This window comes from Streptomyces sp. Ru73, assembly GCF_002920575.1.
Lineage (GTDB): Bacteria > Actinomycetota > Actinomycetes > Streptomycetales > Streptomycetaceae > Streptomyces.
Genome location: NZ_PQSQ01000030.1, coordinates 33,580 through 49,023, shown reverse-complemented (window position 1 = coordinate 49,023; position 15,444 = coordinate 33,580). Strand labels below are relative to the sequence as shown.

General features: G+C 71.6%; 12 protein-coding genes and 2 tRNA genes. 5 read left to right on the top strand and 9 right to left on the bottom strand.

Annotated features, from left to right (window positions below):
• Positions 1–112: 112 nt before the first annotated feature.
• Positions 113–1,576 carry a catalase gene (locus tag C3486_RS15820; protein WP_103833344.1) on the bottom strand — a complete coding sequence of 488 codons (1,464 nt, stop codon included), beginning with the start codon at positions 1,574–1,576 and terminating at the stop codon, positions 113–115.
• 170 nt (positions 1,577–1,746) lie between these two features.
• On the opposite strand from C3486_RS15820, the gene C3486_RS15815 reads away from it, so the two are divergent.
• From C3486_RS15815 to C3486_RS15800, 4 genes are all read left to right on the top strand, one after another.
• Complete coding sequence (locus C3486_RS15815; RefSeq protein WP_103833343.1) at positions 1,747–2,163, top strand: Fur family transcriptional regulator; 417 nt, start codon at positions 1,747–1,749, stop codon at positions 2,161–2,163.
• Between the two features lie 287 nt (positions 2,164–2,450).
• Positions 2,451–3,221, top strand: a complete 771-nt coding sequence (locus C3486_RS15810; protein WP_103833370.1) for an ABC transporter ATP-binding protein — start codon at positions 2,451–2,453, stop codon at positions 3,219–3,221.
• The gene (locus C3486_RS15805; RefSeq protein ID WP_103833342.1) at positions 3,218–4,084 is read left to right on the top strand and encodes an ABC transporter permease; all 867 of its coding nucleotides are present in this window, start codon (positions 3,218–3,220) and stop codon (positions 4,082–4,084) included. Before C3486_RS15810 ends, C3486_RS15805 begins: the two co-directional genes overlap by 4 nt.
• Positions 4,085–4,146: 62 nt before the next feature.
• Entirely contained in the window at positions 4,147–5,274 is a 1,128-nt protein-coding gene (locus C3486_RS15800; RefSeq protein ID WP_103833341.1) for an ABC transporter substrate-binding protein, read from the top strand.
• A 72-nt stretch (positions 5,275–5,346) separates the two neighbouring features.
• On the opposite strand, the gene C3486_RS15795 is transcribed toward C3486_RS15800, so the two are convergent.
• The 4 genes from C3486_RS15795 to C3486_RS15780 form a co-directional block, all read right to left on the bottom strand.
• Positions 5,347–5,420, bottom strand: a tRNA-Met gene (locus tag C3486_RS15795).
• Positions 5,421–5,525: 105 nt separating this feature from the next.
• Positions 5,526–7,361 carry a tetratricopeptide repeat protein gene (locus tag C3486_RS15790; RefSeq protein WP_181138566.1) on the bottom strand — a complete coding sequence of 612 codons (1,836 nt, stop codon included), beginning with the start codon at positions 7,359–7,361 and terminating at the stop codon, positions 5,526–5,528.
• Positions 7,362–7,561: 200 nt separating this feature from the next.
• Positions 7,562–7,635 (bottom strand) — tRNA-Met (locus tag C3486_RS15785).
• Positions 7,636–7,686: 51 nt separating this feature from the next.
• The gene (locus C3486_RS15780) at positions 7,687–10,641 is read right to left on the bottom strand and encodes a UPF0182 family protein (RefSeq protein WP_374936875.1); all 2,955 of its coding nucleotides are present in this window, start codon (positions 10,639–10,641) and stop codon (positions 7,687–7,689) included.
• Positions 10,642–10,756: 115 nt separating this feature from the next.
• Between C3486_RS15780 and C3486_RS15775 the strand changes: the two genes are divergently transcribed.
• Positions 10,757–11,311 (top strand): PPA1309 family protein, encoded by a 555-nt coding sequence (locus C3486_RS15775; protein WP_103833338.1) that lies wholly within the window; start codon positions 10,757–10,759, stop codon positions 11,309–11,311.
• 355 nt (positions 11,312–11,666) lie between these two features.
• Here the strand turns inward: C3486_RS15775 and C3486_RS15770 are convergent, their stop codons facing one another.
• The 4 genes from C3486_RS15770 to C3486_RS15755 form a co-directional block, all read right to left on the bottom strand.
• Positions 11,667–12,761: a PDZ domain-containing protein gene (locus C3486_RS15770; RefSeq protein WP_103833337.1), complete on the bottom strand. Its 1,095-nt coding sequence runs from the start codon at positions 12,759–12,761 to the stop codon at positions 11,667–11,669.
• Between the two features lie 75 nt (positions 12,762–12,836).
• On the bottom strand, positions 12,837–13,043 hold the full coding sequence (locus C3486_RS15765; RefSeq protein ID WP_103833336.1) for a hypothetical protein: 207 nt from the start codon (positions 13,041–13,043) through the stop codon (positions 12,837–12,839).
• Positions 13,044–13,393: 350 nt separating this feature from the next.
• The gene (locus C3486_RS15760) at positions 13,394–13,873 is read right to left on the bottom strand and encodes a molybdenum cofactor biosynthesis protein MoaE (protein ID WP_103833335.1); all 480 of its coding nucleotides are present in this window, start codon (positions 13,871–13,873) and stop codon (positions 13,394–13,396) included.
• 243 nt (positions 13,874–14,116) lie between these two features.
• Complete coding sequence (locus C3486_RS15755) at positions 14,117–15,280, bottom strand: SDR family oxidoreductase (protein WP_103833334.1); 1,164 nt, start codon at positions 15,278–15,280, stop codon at positions 14,117–14,119.
• Positions 15,281–15,444 lie beyond the last annotated feature (164 nt).

Here is a 15,444-nt window from a genome sequence, read left to right as displayed (position 1 = left end):
GCCGGTCAGCCCCTGACAAGCCGAGGAGGCCGGACACCCGAGGGTGTCCGGCCTCCTGTGTCCGGGGTGAAGGGGCCCCGGACGCGACGCGGGCCGCGCAGGCGGCGTCCGGTCAGCCGCGCAGGGCCTGGACCGCGGCCTCCAGCCGCTTGCCGTAGTCCGCGTCCGCCTTGCGGAAGTTCTCGATGGCGCGCTGCGCGATCTCCTCGCGCGACACCTTCGAGATGAAGCCCGCCAGGTTGTTGATCAGGCGCTCCTTCTCGTCCTCCGACATCAGGCGGTAGAGGTTGCCCGCCTGCACGAAGTCGTCGTCCTCGGCGTGCGAGGGCGCCGCCAGCTCACCGGTCTGGCCGCTGACCGGCAGCGGCTGCCACAGCGCACGGCCGGTCTCGGCCGGGCCGCCGAAGCTGTTGGGCTCGTAGTTCTTCTGCCCGCCGTGGCGGCCGTCGTAGAGCGCGCCGTCCCGGCCGTGGCTGCGCGCCTCGGCGGCGTGCGGGCGGTTCACCGGCAGGTGGTCGGCGTTGATGCCGACGCGGTAGCGGTGCGCGTCGCCGTACGCGAAGAGCCGGCCCTGCAGCATCTTGTCGGGCGAGGGGCCGATGCCCGGCACGAAGTGGTGCGGGGAGAAGATCGACTGCTCGACCTCGGCGAAGATGTTCTGCGGGTTGCGGTTCAGCTCCAGCTTGCCGATCTCGATGACCGGGTAGTCCGCGTGCGGCCACACCTTGGTCAGGTCGAACGGGTTGAAGCGGTAGTTCGCGGCCTCCGCCGCGGGCATGATCTGCACGCCGACGGTCCAGGTCGGGAAGTCGCCGCGCTCGATCGCCTCGCGCAGGTCACGCTGGTGGCTGTCGGGGTCCTTGCCCGCGAGGACCTCCGCCTCCTCCGTCGTGAGGTTCTTGATGCCCTGGTCGGTCTTGAAGTGGTACTTGACCCAGAAGACCTCGCCGGCCTCGTTGTTCCACTGGAAGGTGTGCGAGCCGAAGCCGTCCATGTGGCGGTACGAGGCGGGGATACCGCGGTCGCCGAACAGCCAGGTCACCTGGTGGGTGGACTCGGGGCTCAGGCTCCAGAAGTCCCAGACGTTGTCCGCCTCCTGCGAGCCGGTGTACGGGTCGCGCTTCTGGGTGTGGATGAAGTCCGGGAACTTGATGGCGTCCTTGATGAAGAACACCGGGGTGTTGTTGCCGACGAGGTCGTAGTTGCCCTCCTCGGTGTAGAACTTCAGCGCGAAGCCACGGGGGTCGCGCACGGCGTCGGCCGCGCCGAGGTTGCCCGCGACGGTCGAGAAGCGCAGGAACGTCTCGGTCTGCTTGCCGACCTCGGAGAGGAACTTCGCGCGGGTGTACTTGGTCACATCCGCGGTGACGGTGAAGGTGCCGTACGCGCCGGCGCCGCGGGCGTGCACGACGCGCTCCGGGATCCGCTCACGGTTGAAGTGCGCGAGCTTCTCGATCAACAGCTGGTCCTGGATCAGACCCGGGCCACCGGTGCCGGCCGTCTCGCTGTTCTGGTTGTCCGCGACCGGAGCACCGGACTCGGTGGTCAGCGGTCCGGTAATGCTCTCTACCGACACGTGCGCCTCCTCATCAATACCTGTCCTTGGCTTGCGCCGTACCCGATCCTACATTGGACAATGTCTAAGTCAAGAAGGGTGTGACTTTGAGAAGGAGGTGAAACCCGTACCTCGTCCGGCACTGGAACCCGCTGGTACCCTGGCTGATATCTGACTGATGGGTGATTGGCATGAGTGACCTGCTCGAACGACTCCGGGGACGCGGCTGGCGGCTGACCGCACAGCGCCGCGTCGTCGCCGAGGTCCTGAACGGGGACCACGTCCACTACACCGCCGACGAGGTGCACGCGCGGGCTTCCGAGCGCCTGCCGGAGATCTCCCGCGCGACCGTCTACAACACCCTCGGCGAGCTCGTCTCGCTCGGCGAGGTGCTGGAGGTCAGCACGGACGGCCGTGCGAAGCGGTACGACCCCAACGCCCACCACGACCACCACCACCTCGTCTGCTCCCGCTGCGGCACCATCCGTGACGTGCACATCGCGAGCGACCCGATGGCGGCCCTGCCCGAGCCGGAACGATTCGGCTTCGACGTCTCGGAGGTCTCGGTGACCTACCGCGGCATCTGTCCGAACTGCGCGAGCGCCTGACCGGCGAACCACCGCACCCCCTTCCGCAGCGCCGATCCTCACAGCCCGCCGCCTTCCGCGGCGGGCTTTCCGGCATGTCGGCCGGATCCGTTCCCCCGCACGCCCCTTCCTGTTTCTGACGGCTCGTCATATCGTGCGCGCGCCACCCCCACGGCTGCCCGGGACCGCCGCGGCAGCCCGCCCGACTCCGCGAGGAGCACACCGTGGGAGAGCCGCACCCGCCGACACCGTCCGCCGTCCCGCGCCCGGCAGCGCCCGGGCCGCATCCCCCCGCCGCCGCGCCCGCCCTGCGTGCCAGGGCGCTCGGCCGCTCCTTCGGGCGCGGCCGGAAGGCGGTCACCGCGCTCGGCCCGCTCGACCTCGACGTCGCGCCGGGCGAGTTCGTCTGCCTCGTGGGCCCCTCGGGCTGCGGCAAGTCCACCCTGCTGCGGATCGCCGCCGGGCTGCTCCGGCCCGGCACGGGCGAGCTGGAGATCCGCGCCACGGGCGCCCACCCGGCCGCGATGATCTTCCAGGACTACGGGATCTACGACTGGAAGTCCGTGCTGGCCAATGTCCGCTTCGGCCTGGACGTCCAGCGCGTGCCCCGCAAGGAGGCCGATGCACGGGCCCGCTCCTGGCTGGCCCGGATGGGCCTCGCGGAGTTCGCCGACGCGTATCCGGCGGCGCTCTCCGGCGGCATGCGCCAGCGCGTGGCCATCGCCCGCGCGCTCGCCGTGGAGCCCGAGATCCTGCTCATGGACGAGCCCTTCGCCGCCCTGGACGCCCAGTTGCGCACGATCCTCCAGGACGAGCTGCTGGGCCTCACCCAGCACACCCGTACCACCACCCTCTTCATCACGCACAGCCTCGAGGAAGCCCTCGTCCTCGGCGACCGGGTCCTGGTGATGTCGGCGCGGCCCGGCCGCATCATCGCCGAGCGCCGCCCGCCCTTCGGCCGCCCCCGCAGCGGAGCGGTGCGCGCGGCGCCGGAGTTCACCGCGCTCAAGACCGAGCTGTGGGAGCTGCTGCGCGGCGAGGTCGACGGCGGCGCCGGTACGGAGGCGGTGCCCGCATGACGCTCACCGACCGCCCGGCGCCGCGCGAGACCGTCCTCGTCCGCCGCCCCGGCCCCCAGGAACTGCACCCGCGCCGCACCCACCGCAGGCGCCGCACCCTGGAAGGCGCCCTCGCGCTCGCCGTCCCGGCCGCCCTGGTCCTGCTGTGGCAGCTCGCCGCGGCCGGGGGCTGGATCGACGCCCGGATCTACCCGGCACCCACCACGATCCTGGCCGACGGCTGGGACCGGGCGCTGGCCGGCGCGCTGTGGCCGGACGTCTGGGCCACCCTCCGGCGGGTCCTCGCCGGCTACGCCGCAGGCACCGCGGCCGGCTATGCGCTGGGCCTGCTGATGGGCTCGCTCGCCCTGGTACGCGCCGCCCTGGAGCCGCTGCTGGACGCGCTGTACGTCGTACCGAAGCTCGCCCTGCTGCCGGTCTTCCTGAACATGTTCGGGCTCGGTGAGGGACCGCAGGTCGCGCTGGTCGCGGCCACCGTCTTCTTCTTCGTGTGGATCTCCACCATGGCGGCGGTGCTCGCCGTGCCGGCCGGGCACCGCGACGCCGGCCGGGTCTTCGGCGCGGGCGCCTGGCAGATGTTCCGGCACGTGCTGCTTCCGGCGTCGCTGCCCGCCGTGCTGGTCGGCGCGCGGATCGCGGCCGGCGTCGCGGTCCTGGTGATCGTCGCCTCGGAGCAGATCGCCGCCGCCGACGGGCTCGGCCACCTGATCTTCGACTCGCGCGCCCTGTTCCAGAACGACGTGATGTTCGTCGGCATCGTCTGCGTCGCCGTACTCGGCGTGCTCTTCTCCGAACTGGTGCGGCTGGCCGGCCGGTTCCTCACCCCCTGGGCGCCGCGCGACCGCGGCCGGGCCCAGAGCTGAGCCCGAAGGCACCCAGGCCGTAAGCCCACACGCCGCAAGCCCTCATGCCGTACGGAGGCCCCATGCGTCGCCGCACCACAGCGCTCGCCGCCCTGTCCGCCGTGCTCGTCCTCGCGGCGGGCTGTACCGCCGGGGAGCAGTCCGCCACCGCCACCAAGCCCCGCACCATCACGCCGGTCGCCGGCTGCGGCGCCCGTGCCTGGACCGACCCCGCCGACCTGGCGGCCGACCGCGGGCCCGCCCGGTGCGAGAAGGGCGCGCCGGCCGCCCGGCCCCTGAAGAAGCGGCGTTCCCTCACCCTCGCGCTGGGCACGCTGAACGCCGAGTACGTCGCGCCCGTCCGCACGGCGCTCGCCAAGGGTGAGTTCGCGAAGGAGGGGCTGGACGTCCACCTGAAGGTGCTGCCCACCCCGGAGGCGCTGCCGCTGCTGGCCAAGGGTGACATGGACGTGCTGTGGGCGGCGCCGGAGGCCGCCGTCCTCAACGGCATCGCGGGCGGCTTCGACATCCGCTGGGTGGCCGGGAACTTCTCCCCCGGCCCGCGGTCGAAGAGCGGCCTGTGGGTCCGGCTCCGGCACGGGGAGACGGCCCGGTCGGCGTCGCTGAAGGGCGCCACGCTCGGGACGATGATCGGCAAGGGGTCGGTGATCATGTATCCGATGGACCGGTCCTTCGCCCGGCACGGCGCCCGGCTGGACTCCGTGACCTTTCAGCAGCTCGGCTCCGCCGACGTGCTGACCGCGCTGACCGGCGGCGGCGTGGACGCCGCCTGGCTGCTGGACCCGGTCTGGCGAACGGTCGACGGCGACAAGCGGTACGCGTTCCTCGGCGGGCAGCCGCAGGGCGAACCCCTCGGCGGCGCGCTGTACGGCCCGAACCTGCTGCAGCGGGACCCGGACGCCGGCGTCGCCTTCCTCCGCGCGTACATCCGTACCGTCAACACGTACTTCCGCGGCGACTACAAGGCCGACCGGGCGTTCGTCGCTGAGCTGGCGAAGCTGCTGAAGGTGGACGCCGGCACGCTCACCGCGGTGCCGTCGCTGCGGATGGACTGGGAGATCCGGAAGGGCACGGCCGGCCGTCTGCAGCGCGCGTACCGCGACGCGGGCGTCACCAAGGGGGCGCCCGTCCCGGAGAGCCGGCTCGTGGACCGCGCCTTCTACGCGGAGGCGGTCGGCCACCGGCCCTGAGGCCCCCCCTGCGACAAGAGGCCGTGAACATGACGAAGGCCCGGATCCGAGGATCCGGGCCTTCGTCTTCAGTAGCGGGGACAGGATTTGAACCTGCGACCTCTGGGTTATGAGCCCAGCGAGCTACCGAGCTGCTCCACCCCGCGCCGTTGTGTTCACAACTCTAACCCCAAGCCGACGACCAGCGCAAATCCGTGCTCGGGAGCCCGTGCGCACCGGGCGTCCGGCCGGCCCCGAGGGGCCGGCCGGACTCAGGCGCTCAGCTCCGCCTTGAGCGCTTCGCTCAGCCGGGAGGCACGCTGAGTGACCTCCGGCGGGCCCAGCTCCACGGCCCGCGCGCACCACCGCTGGCTCTCCGCGAGCGCGCCCCGCCGGGCGGCCAGCAGGGCGAGCCGCAGCGCCGCGCGGCCGTGCCCGGCCTCGGCGGCCCGCGTCCACCACAGGGCGGCCTCCGGAAGGCTGCCCTCGCGGGCCAGCAGCAGCCCGAGGTTGAAGGCCGCGTTGCGGCTGCCGGCCTCGGCCGCCGCGCGGTACCAGTCGGCGGCCGCCGCGGCGTCCCCGCGGGACGCGGCGAGCATGCCCATCCGCACCTGGGCACCGCGGTGCCCCTGCTCGGCGGCGCGCTCGTACCACTCCTCGCTCTCGCCCCCGGACTCCTCCGGGCCGCGGGCCTCGCGGTCCAGCAGCGCCGCGAGCCGGTACGCCGCCTCGGCGCTGCCCGCGCCCGCGGCCAGCCGCAGGTACCGCTCCGCGTCCTGCCACTCGCCGTCCCGCAGGAAGGAGAGGGCGGCCTGCAGCGCGGCCTCGGTGTGCCCGGCGTCGGCGGCCTGCTGGTACCACTTGCGCGAGGTGCGCTCGGCGCCCCGGCCCGCGTGCAGGATGCCGAGGTTGAACGCGGCGTCCACGCTGCCGGCCTCGGCCGCCTTGCAGAACCACGGCTCGGCGCCGGCCGCGTCGCCCCGCTGCAGCAGCAGCACGGCGAGCGCGTTGGACGCCTCCCGGTGGCCCGCGTAGGCGGCCCGGCGGTACCACTGCTCGCTGCGGCCGTCACTGCCCTGCTGGGCGCAGAGCAGGCCGATGTTGTACGCGCCGTTGACGTCGCCGGCCTCCAGCGCCGCGCGGTACCAGCGCTCGGCGGTCTGCAGCTCGCCGCGGTCGGCGTGCAGCGCGCCCAGCGCGTTGGCGGCGTTGCCGTCGCCGTCCTGGGCGGCGCGCCGCCACCACTCGGCCGCGCTCTCCTCGTCGCCGGCGTCCTTGAGCAGGAAGCCGAGCGCGCACGCGGCGCGCGGCTCGCCGTCCTTGGCCGCGATCAGGTACCAGCGCCCGGCCTCCTTCAGCTCGCCGCGCTGCTCCAGGAGCGTGCCGAGGTGCAGCGCCGCCCTGCGGTGGCCGCGGGCCGCCGCCTGGCGGTACCACTGCTCGGCCGCCGCGCGCGGCTCGGCGTGCTCGCCGTACGCCGAGCCGTCGGCCTCCCGCTCGTCCAGGATGCGCGCGAGGCGGTAGGCGGCTTCGCGGTGGCCGCGTTCGGCGGCGGCCACGAACCACCGCTCGGCGCCCTCCTCGCCGCGGTGGTCGAGCAGGTCGGCCAGCGCGTAGGCGCCCAGGCAGTGGCCGGACTCGGCGGCCTGGCGCAGCCAGTACTCGGCGGCGGGCTCGTCGCCGCGCTCGCGGTAGTGCCGGCCGAGCGCGTGGGCGGCTGCGGCGGATCCGGCGACGGCGGCGATGCGCCACCAGCCGGCCGCCTCGTCGGCGTAACCGCGCTGGTGCAGCAGGACCCCGAGGTTGTTGGCGGCCGCCCGGTCGCCCGCTACGGTGGCGGCACGCAGACAGGGTTCGGCTCCGTCCAGGTCGCCGCGGCGCAGCAGCATCGCACCGAGCATGCTCGCCGCTGCCGGATCACCGCCGGCGGCCGCCTTGCGGTGGCCCGCCTCGTCCAGCAGCTCGGCGGCCTCGGGCGGTTCCGCCGGCCCGTCCGCTTCCGTCGTCCCGGCCATGGCCGGCGGCAGCTCGGATTCGCGCCCGTCGTCGGGCGCATGCACAAATGGTCCTGTCTCCAACAACCTTGCCTTGTCCCCCATAAGGGCCATCGTCGCACCACCCGAAGCCCGGGTACACCTGGTATACCGCAGCCAGTGAGGTCACTTCAGCGTTTTGTCGACTTCCCGACACGACGACATCCAAACGCTTGGAACCTGAGTCTCCCCAATGCGGGTGGTTTAACGCGCACATATCTGACGGCACACATGACGAAGGCCCGGATCCGAGGATCCGGGCCTTCGTTCTGCAGTAGCGGGGACAGGATTTGAACCTGCGACCTCTGGGTTATGAGCCCAGCGAGCTACCGAGCTGCTCCACCCCGCGCCGTTGTGTATCCAAGGTACCACGGCGCGGAGGTGAAGCCGTAATCGGCGCTCAGCCGCCCTGTCCGCTCCCCTTGTCGCCGCCGCCCTTGTCGGACGAACCGCCCTTCTGCTCCGCCTTCTTCTCGGCGGCGGCCGCCCGGTCCAGCGCGGACTTCAGCTTCTTCTGCGCCTCGCCGTACGCGCTCCACTCGCCGTCCCGGCGGGCCTTCTCGCTGTCCTCCCACGCCTGCTGGGCGTCGTCCAGCGCGTCCTGGACGCTCTGGTCCGTGGGCGGCGTGCTGCTGCCCTGGTCCGGCGGCGAGGTCTCCTCGTCACCGTCGCCGATGTTCGGCGCCTTCTTGCCGAAGACCACGTCCAGCGCCTCGCCCAGGCTGTCCTCGAAGGCCGCCTTGTTCCCGTAGGAGACGAGGACCTTCTTCAGCAGCGGGTAGTTGGTGCCGGCGCCCCTCAGGTAGACCGGCTCGACGTACAGCAGGCCGCCGTCCAGGGGGACGGTGAGCAGGTTGCCGTACTCGATCTCCGAGTCGCCCTTCTTGAGGATGTTGAGCGTCTTGGCGACCGTGTCGTCGGAGTTGAACTTCGACTGCACCTGCTGCGGGCCCGGGACCGTCGTCTCGGACGGGAGCTTGAGGATTCTGATCTTCCCGTAGTCCGGACTCTTGGCATTGGCGTCGACCGCCATGAACGCGCCCAGGTTGTCCCGCTTGTTCGGCGTGAACGTCGTCGTCAGCGAGAACGTCTGGTTCTTCTGGTCCGGCATCTTCATGCTGAGGTAGTACGGCGGAACCGCGGTCGCCGACTTGGTCGTCGGGTCGTTCGGGATCTGCCAGCGCTCGCTGCCGGTGTAGAAGGTGTTCGCGTCGGTGACGTGGTACGTGGTCAGCAGCTGGCGCTGCACCTTGAAGAGGTCCTGCGGGTACCGCAGGTGCTCCATCAGTTGGTTGCTGATCTTCGACTTGGGCTCGACCGTGCCGGGGAAGGCCTTCATCCAGGTCTTCAGGACCGGGTCCTTCTTGTCCCACTGGTAGAGCTTGACCGAGCCGTCGTACGCGTCGACCGTCGCCTTGACGGAGTTGCGGATGTAGTTGACCTGGTTCTGCTGGGCCACCACCGCGCGCTGGCCGTCGGTCAGCGAGTCCGCCGTGGAGTCGCCGAGCGTGGTCCGCGAGGAGTACGGATAGCCGTTGCTCGTGGTGTACGCGTCCACGATCCACTTGATGCGGCCGTCGACCACCGCCGGGTAGGCGTCGCCGTCGATGGTGAGCCACGGCGCGACCGACTCCACGCGCTCCTTGGGCGTGCGGTTGTACAGGATGCGCGAGCCGTCGCCGATGGCGCCCGAGTACAGGATCTGCGGCTCACCGAAGGCCACGGCGTACGCCGCGCGGTTGACCGGGTTGGAGAGGTCCACCCCGCTCTTGCCCTTGTAGCTGTAGCTCTTCTCGCCGCTGTCGTCGGAGTAGTCCAGCTCCTGCTGCGGGCCGCCGACGATCGAGTACTGCGTGGTCTTCTCGCCGTAGTAGATGCGCTGCTCGTGCTTCGGCAGGTGGCCCTTGGCGGGGAGGTTCTTCTCGGTGTAGTCCGGCTCGCCGCCGTTGACCGTGCCGGTGCCCTTGGCCGTGACCGCGCCGTACCCGTGGGTGTACTTGAAGTGGTCGTTGATCCAGTTGCGCTCGGGGATGCCGGCGATGTTCAGCTCGCGCAGGCCGATGACGGTGTCCTGCTCCTTGCCGTCCTTGTCCTTGTACCGGTCGACGTCGAGCGTGGCGGGGAACTGGTAGTACCCACGGACCTGTTGCTGCTGCTGGAAGGTGGGCGAGACGACGTTCGGGTCCAGCAGGCGCATGCTCGCCGTGGTGTCCGCGTCGCCCCGCAGCCGCTCGTTGTCCGCCTTGTCCTTGGGCTTGTAGTCACCCTTGTAGCCGGTGACCTTGGAGCCGTCGATGCCGTAGGCGTCCCGCGTGGCCTTGATGTTCTCCTTGATGTACGGAGCTTCCTTGGCCTGCTCGTTCGGCTGGACCTGGAACTTCTGCACGATGGCCGGGTACAGCCCGCCGATCAGCACGGCGGAGAGCACCATCAGGCCGAAGCCGATCACCGGCAGCTGCCAGGTCCGCCGCCACAGGGTCGCGAAGAACAGCACGGCACAGATGGCCGCGATGAAGAAGAGGATGGTCTTCGCCGGCAGGTAGGCGTGCGCGTCGACGTACCGCAGGCCCGTCCAGCCCTCGGCGGACTTCAGCCCGCTGGACTTCACCGCGAGGCCGTACCTGTCCAGCCAGTACGCCATCGCCTTGAGCGACACGAAGATGCCCAGCAGCACCGACAGGTGGCCGGTGGCCGCCGCGGTGGCGCGCGATCCCGGGCTCGTGACGCGCAGGCCGCCGTAGAGGTAGTGCGTGAGCGCCGCGGCGATCAGGCACAGCACCACGCAGGCGAAGCCGAAGCTCAGCAGGAAGCGGAACCACGGCAGGTCGAAGGCGTAGAAGGAGATGTCCTCGTGGAACTGCGGGTCCTTCTGGCCGAACGGCACGCCGTTGACCCACTGCAGCCAGGTGCGCCACTGACTGGAGGCGGACGCGCCGGCGATCAGGCCGACCAGCGCGGTGACCGCGATCAGCACCCACTTCTTGTACGGCGCGATGCTCATCCGGTAGCGGTCCAGGCTCTGCTGCTCCAGCGACATCGCGCTGAGCGGCGGGCGGAGCCGGTGGGCCAGCCAGACGTTGACCCCGATGGCCGCGGCCATCAGCACGCCGAAGAAGAAGAACAGACCGACCTTGGTCCACAGCGTGGTGGTGAAGACGGAGGAGTACCGCACCGAGCGGTACCACTGCCAATCGGTCCAGAACCCGGAGAACATCACGAAGAGCATGGCCAGCACAGCCAGCACGCCCAGCGTCAAAAGCCCGGTCCGCATCCGCCGGGACGGGCGGCCCACTCTCGTCCGTGGCCCCGATGGGCCTGAGCCGCGGTCCGGCATCTGGAAAGCCAAGGTGCGCACCTCGAAGTTCGCTGTCGTATGAAGCGGGCCCGGCGATACTAGGACCCACTGTTGCAACTTACTAAGGCTTTACCCGGTTCCCGTTTTCCGGGAAGTTCAGGGCACGATATTCCACATGACCAACCTCCCCGTGGACGGCACCCCTCTCGCCGCCGACCCGCTGACCCGCGCCGTGCTCGAAATCGACGAGTACGCGGCCGGGATCGGCTGGGACCAGCCCGCCCGACTCTTCGCCCTCGTCGACACCGCGCGCCTGCGTGACGAGGAACCCGCGCTCGCCGCCCAGCTGGGCATCGACGAGAACGCCGACGCCTCCCTGACCCCCGTCGAGCAGGACGAGGTGCCCGCCACCGTCCCGCTCGACGAATTCCTCGCCACCATCGCCTGGCCCGACGCGGTGACCGGCTGCGCCATGACCGTGGAGCGGCTGATGCTGCCGCCGTCCGCCGAGGAGTCCGTGCCGGCCGGCATGGACGAGGAGGCGCTCGCCAAGTGGGTCGCCGAGCACCCCGACCGCCAGGAGGTGCGGATGACCGTGGCGGTCCTGCGGGACGGCCGGCGCGAGTCGGCGCTGCGGCTGCGCGAGAAGGACTCCACCGCCGAGGTCCTCACGGGCGCCGACCTGGTGCCGGGCCTCGCGGAGGCGCTCACGGCCACGTTCGAGGAGTAGGGAGCTCCTCGGCGCCTCCAGGGAGCGTGGGCTTCTCGGGGGCTTCTCGGGGTGTTCCAGGAGCAAGGGCTCCTTGGAGCCTTCGAGGAGCTGGGGCTTCTCGGGGTCTCCTAGGAGCTAGGGCCTCTCGGAGTCTTCGAGGAGCGCAGGGCTTCTCGGAGTCCTCCAGGAGCAAGGGCTTCCTGGAGTGAGCGTGCCGGGCGCCTACGGGGGAGCCTGGTGTCGCGGGGGGGGCTGACTCTCGGGGGCTGGGCGCCGGGCCCGAGCGCCCGGGGCCGGGTGCCGGGCGCCGTGCGGGCGGGGCGGGGGCGCCCGGAAGCGCGCCCCGGTACGGACCCGAGGAGCCGCGCCGCTGTCAGGAGCTCTTGGCGGGCGTGCAGCTCGGCAGGTCCTTGACGTCGCCCTTGCGGATCTTCGTCAGGGCCTGCATCGCGTCGTGGATGGTGTTCACCTTGACGAGGCGCAGCCCGTCCGGGGTGTCCTTGGCCGCCGTCGCGCAGTTGTCCTTCGGCGTGAGGAAGTACTCCGCGCCCTTGTCGCGGGCCGCGACGATCTTCATGGAGATGCCGCCGATCGGCCCGACCACGCCCTTGTCGTCGATGGTCCCCGTACCCGCGACGAACTTCCCGCCGGTGAGGTCGGTGGGCGTGAGCTTGTCGACGATCCCGAGGGCGAACATCAGGCCCGCGCTCGGACCGCCGACGTCGGCGAGCTTGATGTCGATGTGGAACGGGAACGTGTGGTCGAGCCCGGCCTGGATGCCGACGATGGCCCGGCCGTCGGTGGCCTTCTTGGTCGTCAGCGAGACCTCGCGGCCGCCGGACGGCTTCTCGCCCTTCTTCTCCGCGGCGGCCGCTTCCTTGGCCGGGACCAGCGTGAAGGTGACCTTGTCGCCCGGCTCGTGCTTCGTGACCAGCCCGGCGACGTCGGCCGGCTGCCGTACGGCCTTGCCGTCGACCGCCTTGATCACATCGCCGGCGTGTAGCGTGCCGTCGGCCGGGGTGTCCTTCATGACGGAGGCGACCACGACCTGGGAGCTGACCGGGACGTGCAGCTCCTTCAGGGCCGCCACCTTGGCGCTCTCCTGGGACTGGCTGAACTCCTCGGCGTTCTCCTGGTCGGCCTGCTCGGCGGTCTGGTTGTCCGGGTAGAGCGTCTTGTGCGGGACCACGGCGCTGTCGTGCGCCAGCCAGCCGTACGCCGCCTCGAAGAGGTTCATCCGGTAGTCCGGGCCGGTGACGCGGACCGTCGTCATGTTGAGGTGGCCGGTCGTCGGATACGTCTTGCGGCCGTCGATCTGCAGCACCGGCTCACCGGCGTGGTCGCCCAGGGTGTTGACCGTCGGCCCCGGCGTCATCTGCGCGTACGGCACGGGGATCAGCACTCCGGCGCACAGCAGTGCGATCAGCATGAGGGTCGAGGCGAGGAGCGTCGCGGTCCGGCGTGGCATGGAACGACAGTACGGGACGGGTATGACAAGCGGCCCGCGGGGCCGTCCGTACGGGTCCCGTCACGCGCCGACGGCTCAGGCGGCGTCCGAATGCGCCTTCGGCCGTGCGTCCTCGGGCCGGTCCCGCGCGTCCTCGGACCGCTCCATCGCCTCGCGGAACCGGGCGTATCCGGCCAGCTCGGCGACGTCACCGATCTTGCGGTTACGCGTCGTCCAACTGCTCCACACCGTGGCGGCCAGCGCGGCGAGAAGCGGAATCAGCAACCAGAGGAGCGCACCCATAGCGGCCTCCCGACCCCTTGTACAACCGCAACGACGAATAAGCAGATTAACCATCCGACAGCTCAACGCTCATGCCCGGGGGCGGGTTACGCAACCGGAGGACGGTGTCGGCTGTACGGCTGATCAACGGGCGTCTGCGGCGGGGCGCCCATGGGGAGCGCGTACCCACTTCGCGGCAGCTCACTGCCCCCATGCGCCCCTCGAATACGCCATTACCGCCTTCTTGACGCCTTCCGGTCCGTTACGCCTTCCGGGTGAGGACGTCTCCCGGCCGTTCGAAGGCGCGCGGGTCCACCGCGGGACTGGCTCCCTCAGGCGCCGCGGGGGCTGCCGCCCCTCAGAAGACGGCGCTACGCACCGACCCATTCTTCGGTGCCGTCCGAGAACGTCTGGTGCTTCCAGATCGGCACCTCGTGCTTGAGGTCGTCGATGAGCCGTCTGCACGCCTCGAAGGCCTCCGCCCGGTGCGGGCAGGACACCGCGACGACGACCGCGAGGTCCCCGATGGCCAGGTCGCCCACCCGGTGCACCGCGGCCAGCGCGCGTACGGGGAAGTCCGCCGCCACCTTCTCCGCGACCCGGCGCAGCTCCGCCTCGGCCGAGGGGTGCGCGGAGTAGCCGAGCCCGTCGACGTCCGCGCCGCCGTCGTGCGAGCGGACGGTGCCGACGAACAGGGCGGTCCCGCCGGCCGCCGCGTCTCCGACGGCCGTGAACACCTCGTCCACGGACAGCGGCGTGTCCCGGATGCCCAGCAGCCGGATCGGATCCGCGGTCCCCTGCTCACCGGGGTGGTCGGGGCGCGGCGACGGGTGGTGGTTCGTACCAGACATGCGCCCATCGTGCCCCAAGGACGGGGCGCTGGGGAATGGCTGGTTTCACCTGGTGTACGGACCGCCGTATGGAGGGTCCTACCAGTCCGTAGGGGTACTGGCGCCGCGTACGGACGACGCGTTCCCGCCGTCCGGAGGGAGCCACCGCTTCCGTACGGTCCCCGGCACGCACGGGGCACGGGTGGCCCCGTGGGGCGCCGAGCGGCCGTCGCCCGTCCGCTTCGGGGGCGTCGGCCGGAGCGCTCAGAGGCGCCGCCGGGCCTTTCGGGCGCGGCGCACGAGGGCCGCGGTACCCAGGAGGGCGACGGTCGCGCCCGCGGCTCCGGCGGCGGTGGCGTCCTTGCGGCCCAGCCGGCGCCCGGCCACGGTGTGCCGCCCCGCGACCTCCTCCAGGAGCTCGGCGAGCACCTCCTCATTGGTCCAGCGGGGCCGCCAGCCCGCCTCGTGCAGCCGGCTGCCGCTGACCACCCACGGGTGCATCGTGTACGCCAGGTCGCCGGCGGGCGACGGCGTGAGCCCGATGCGGTGCAGCCGGGCGGCGGCCCCGAGGGCGACGGAGGACGGCAGCTCCATCCGGCGGATGCCGCTGAGCTCCTCGACCTCCTCCTGCTCCAGCCAGCCGTCGCAGCCGACCGCGAGCTCGCCCTCGACCTTCTCCAGGGCCGCGTACTGCAGCGCGCTGACCAGGTCCTCCACGTGGCAGAACTGCCACATGGGGCGGGAGCCGGCCACGACCAGGAGGCGCGGCGACTCGAAGTAACGGGTCAGTGCCGTGTCGGTGCCGCCCACGAGGACGGTGGGGCGCAGCACCGTGACGTTCAGCCCGGGGTGGGCACGCGGCGCACGGTGGGCGAGGCGTTCGATCTCCAGGAGATCGCCGACCCCGGTGGCATCTGCGGTGGCGCGCAGCTCGGCGTCCTCGGAGAGCGGGACGTCGTTGTCGGGCAGCGCCCCGTAGACCATCGCGGAGGTGCACAGCACGACCCGGTGCACGCCGGCCGCCGCGGCCGCCGTCAGGACGGTCTGGGTGCCGCGCACGTTGTACGCGGTCCGGGCGGCCGGGTCGGTCTCCAGGTCCAGGTCGAGCGCCAGGTGGACGACGACGTCGGCGCCCCGGAGCTTCTCGGCGATGGCGGGGTCGCGGACGTCCAGTACGTGCCAGTCGGCGCCCTCCTCGTCGCCCCGCCGCTCGTCGATGGCGACGACCCGCTTGACCTCGTCGGACGCCAGCAGGGCGCGGGTCAGGAGCGCGCCGGTGCCGGCGGCGGCGCCGGTGACCGCCACGACGGGGCGGCGCTGCGGCGGGACCGCGGCGGCCACGGTCGTCTCGGGCGACTTCTCGGGCGTCTTCTCGGGGTCCGCAGCGGCGTTTCGCGCTGCGCGAACGGTCGGATCTGGGGAACTCACCGGGCGTCTCCAGCGGTTGTCTTCAGTACGTATGCGCACCGGCGCGTACGGACCAGCGTGCGTCCATCCTGCCGCAGGCACCCCGACAGCCAAGCACCCAGCCCCTGAGCGGCGCGGGGTGTCACAGAGGCGCTTCGGACCGTCTTCTCCGCGGCCGCGGAGAA

Bases quoted from the DNA above. Each gene is read 5' to 3' on its own strand.
- C3486_RS15815 (WP_103833343.1), top strand. From the start codon at position 1,747: ATGAGTGACCTGCTCGAACGACTCCGGGGACGCGGCTGGCGGCTGACC.
- C3486_RS15805 (WP_103833342.1), top strand. From the start codon at position 3,218: ATGACGCTCACCGACCGCCCGGCGCCGCGCGAGACCGTCCTCGTCCGC.
- C3486_RS15800 (WP_103833341.1), top strand. From the start codon at position 4,147: ATGCGTCGCCGCACCACAGCGCTCGCCGCCCTGTCCGCCGTGCTCGTC.
- C3486_RS15790 (WP_181138566.1), bottom strand. From the start codon at position 7,361: ATGGCCCTTATGGGGGACAAGGCAAGGTTGTTGGAGACAGGACCATTT.
- C3486_RS15775 (WP_103833338.1), top strand. From the start codon at position 10,757: ATGACCAACCTCCCCGTGGACGGCACCCCTCTCGCCGCCGACCCGCTG.
- C3486_RS15770 (WP_103833337.1), bottom strand. From the start codon at position 12,761: ATGCCACGCCGGACCGCGACGCTCCTCGCCTCGACCCTCATGCTGATC.
- C3486_RS15765 (WP_103833336.1), bottom strand. From the start codon at position 13,043: ATGGGTGCGCTCCTCTGGTTGCTGATTCCGCTTCTCGCCGCGCTGGCC.
- C3486_RS15760 (WP_103833335.1), bottom strand. From the start codon at position 13,873: ATGTCTGGTACGAACCACCACCCGTCGCCGCGCCCCGACCACCCCGGT.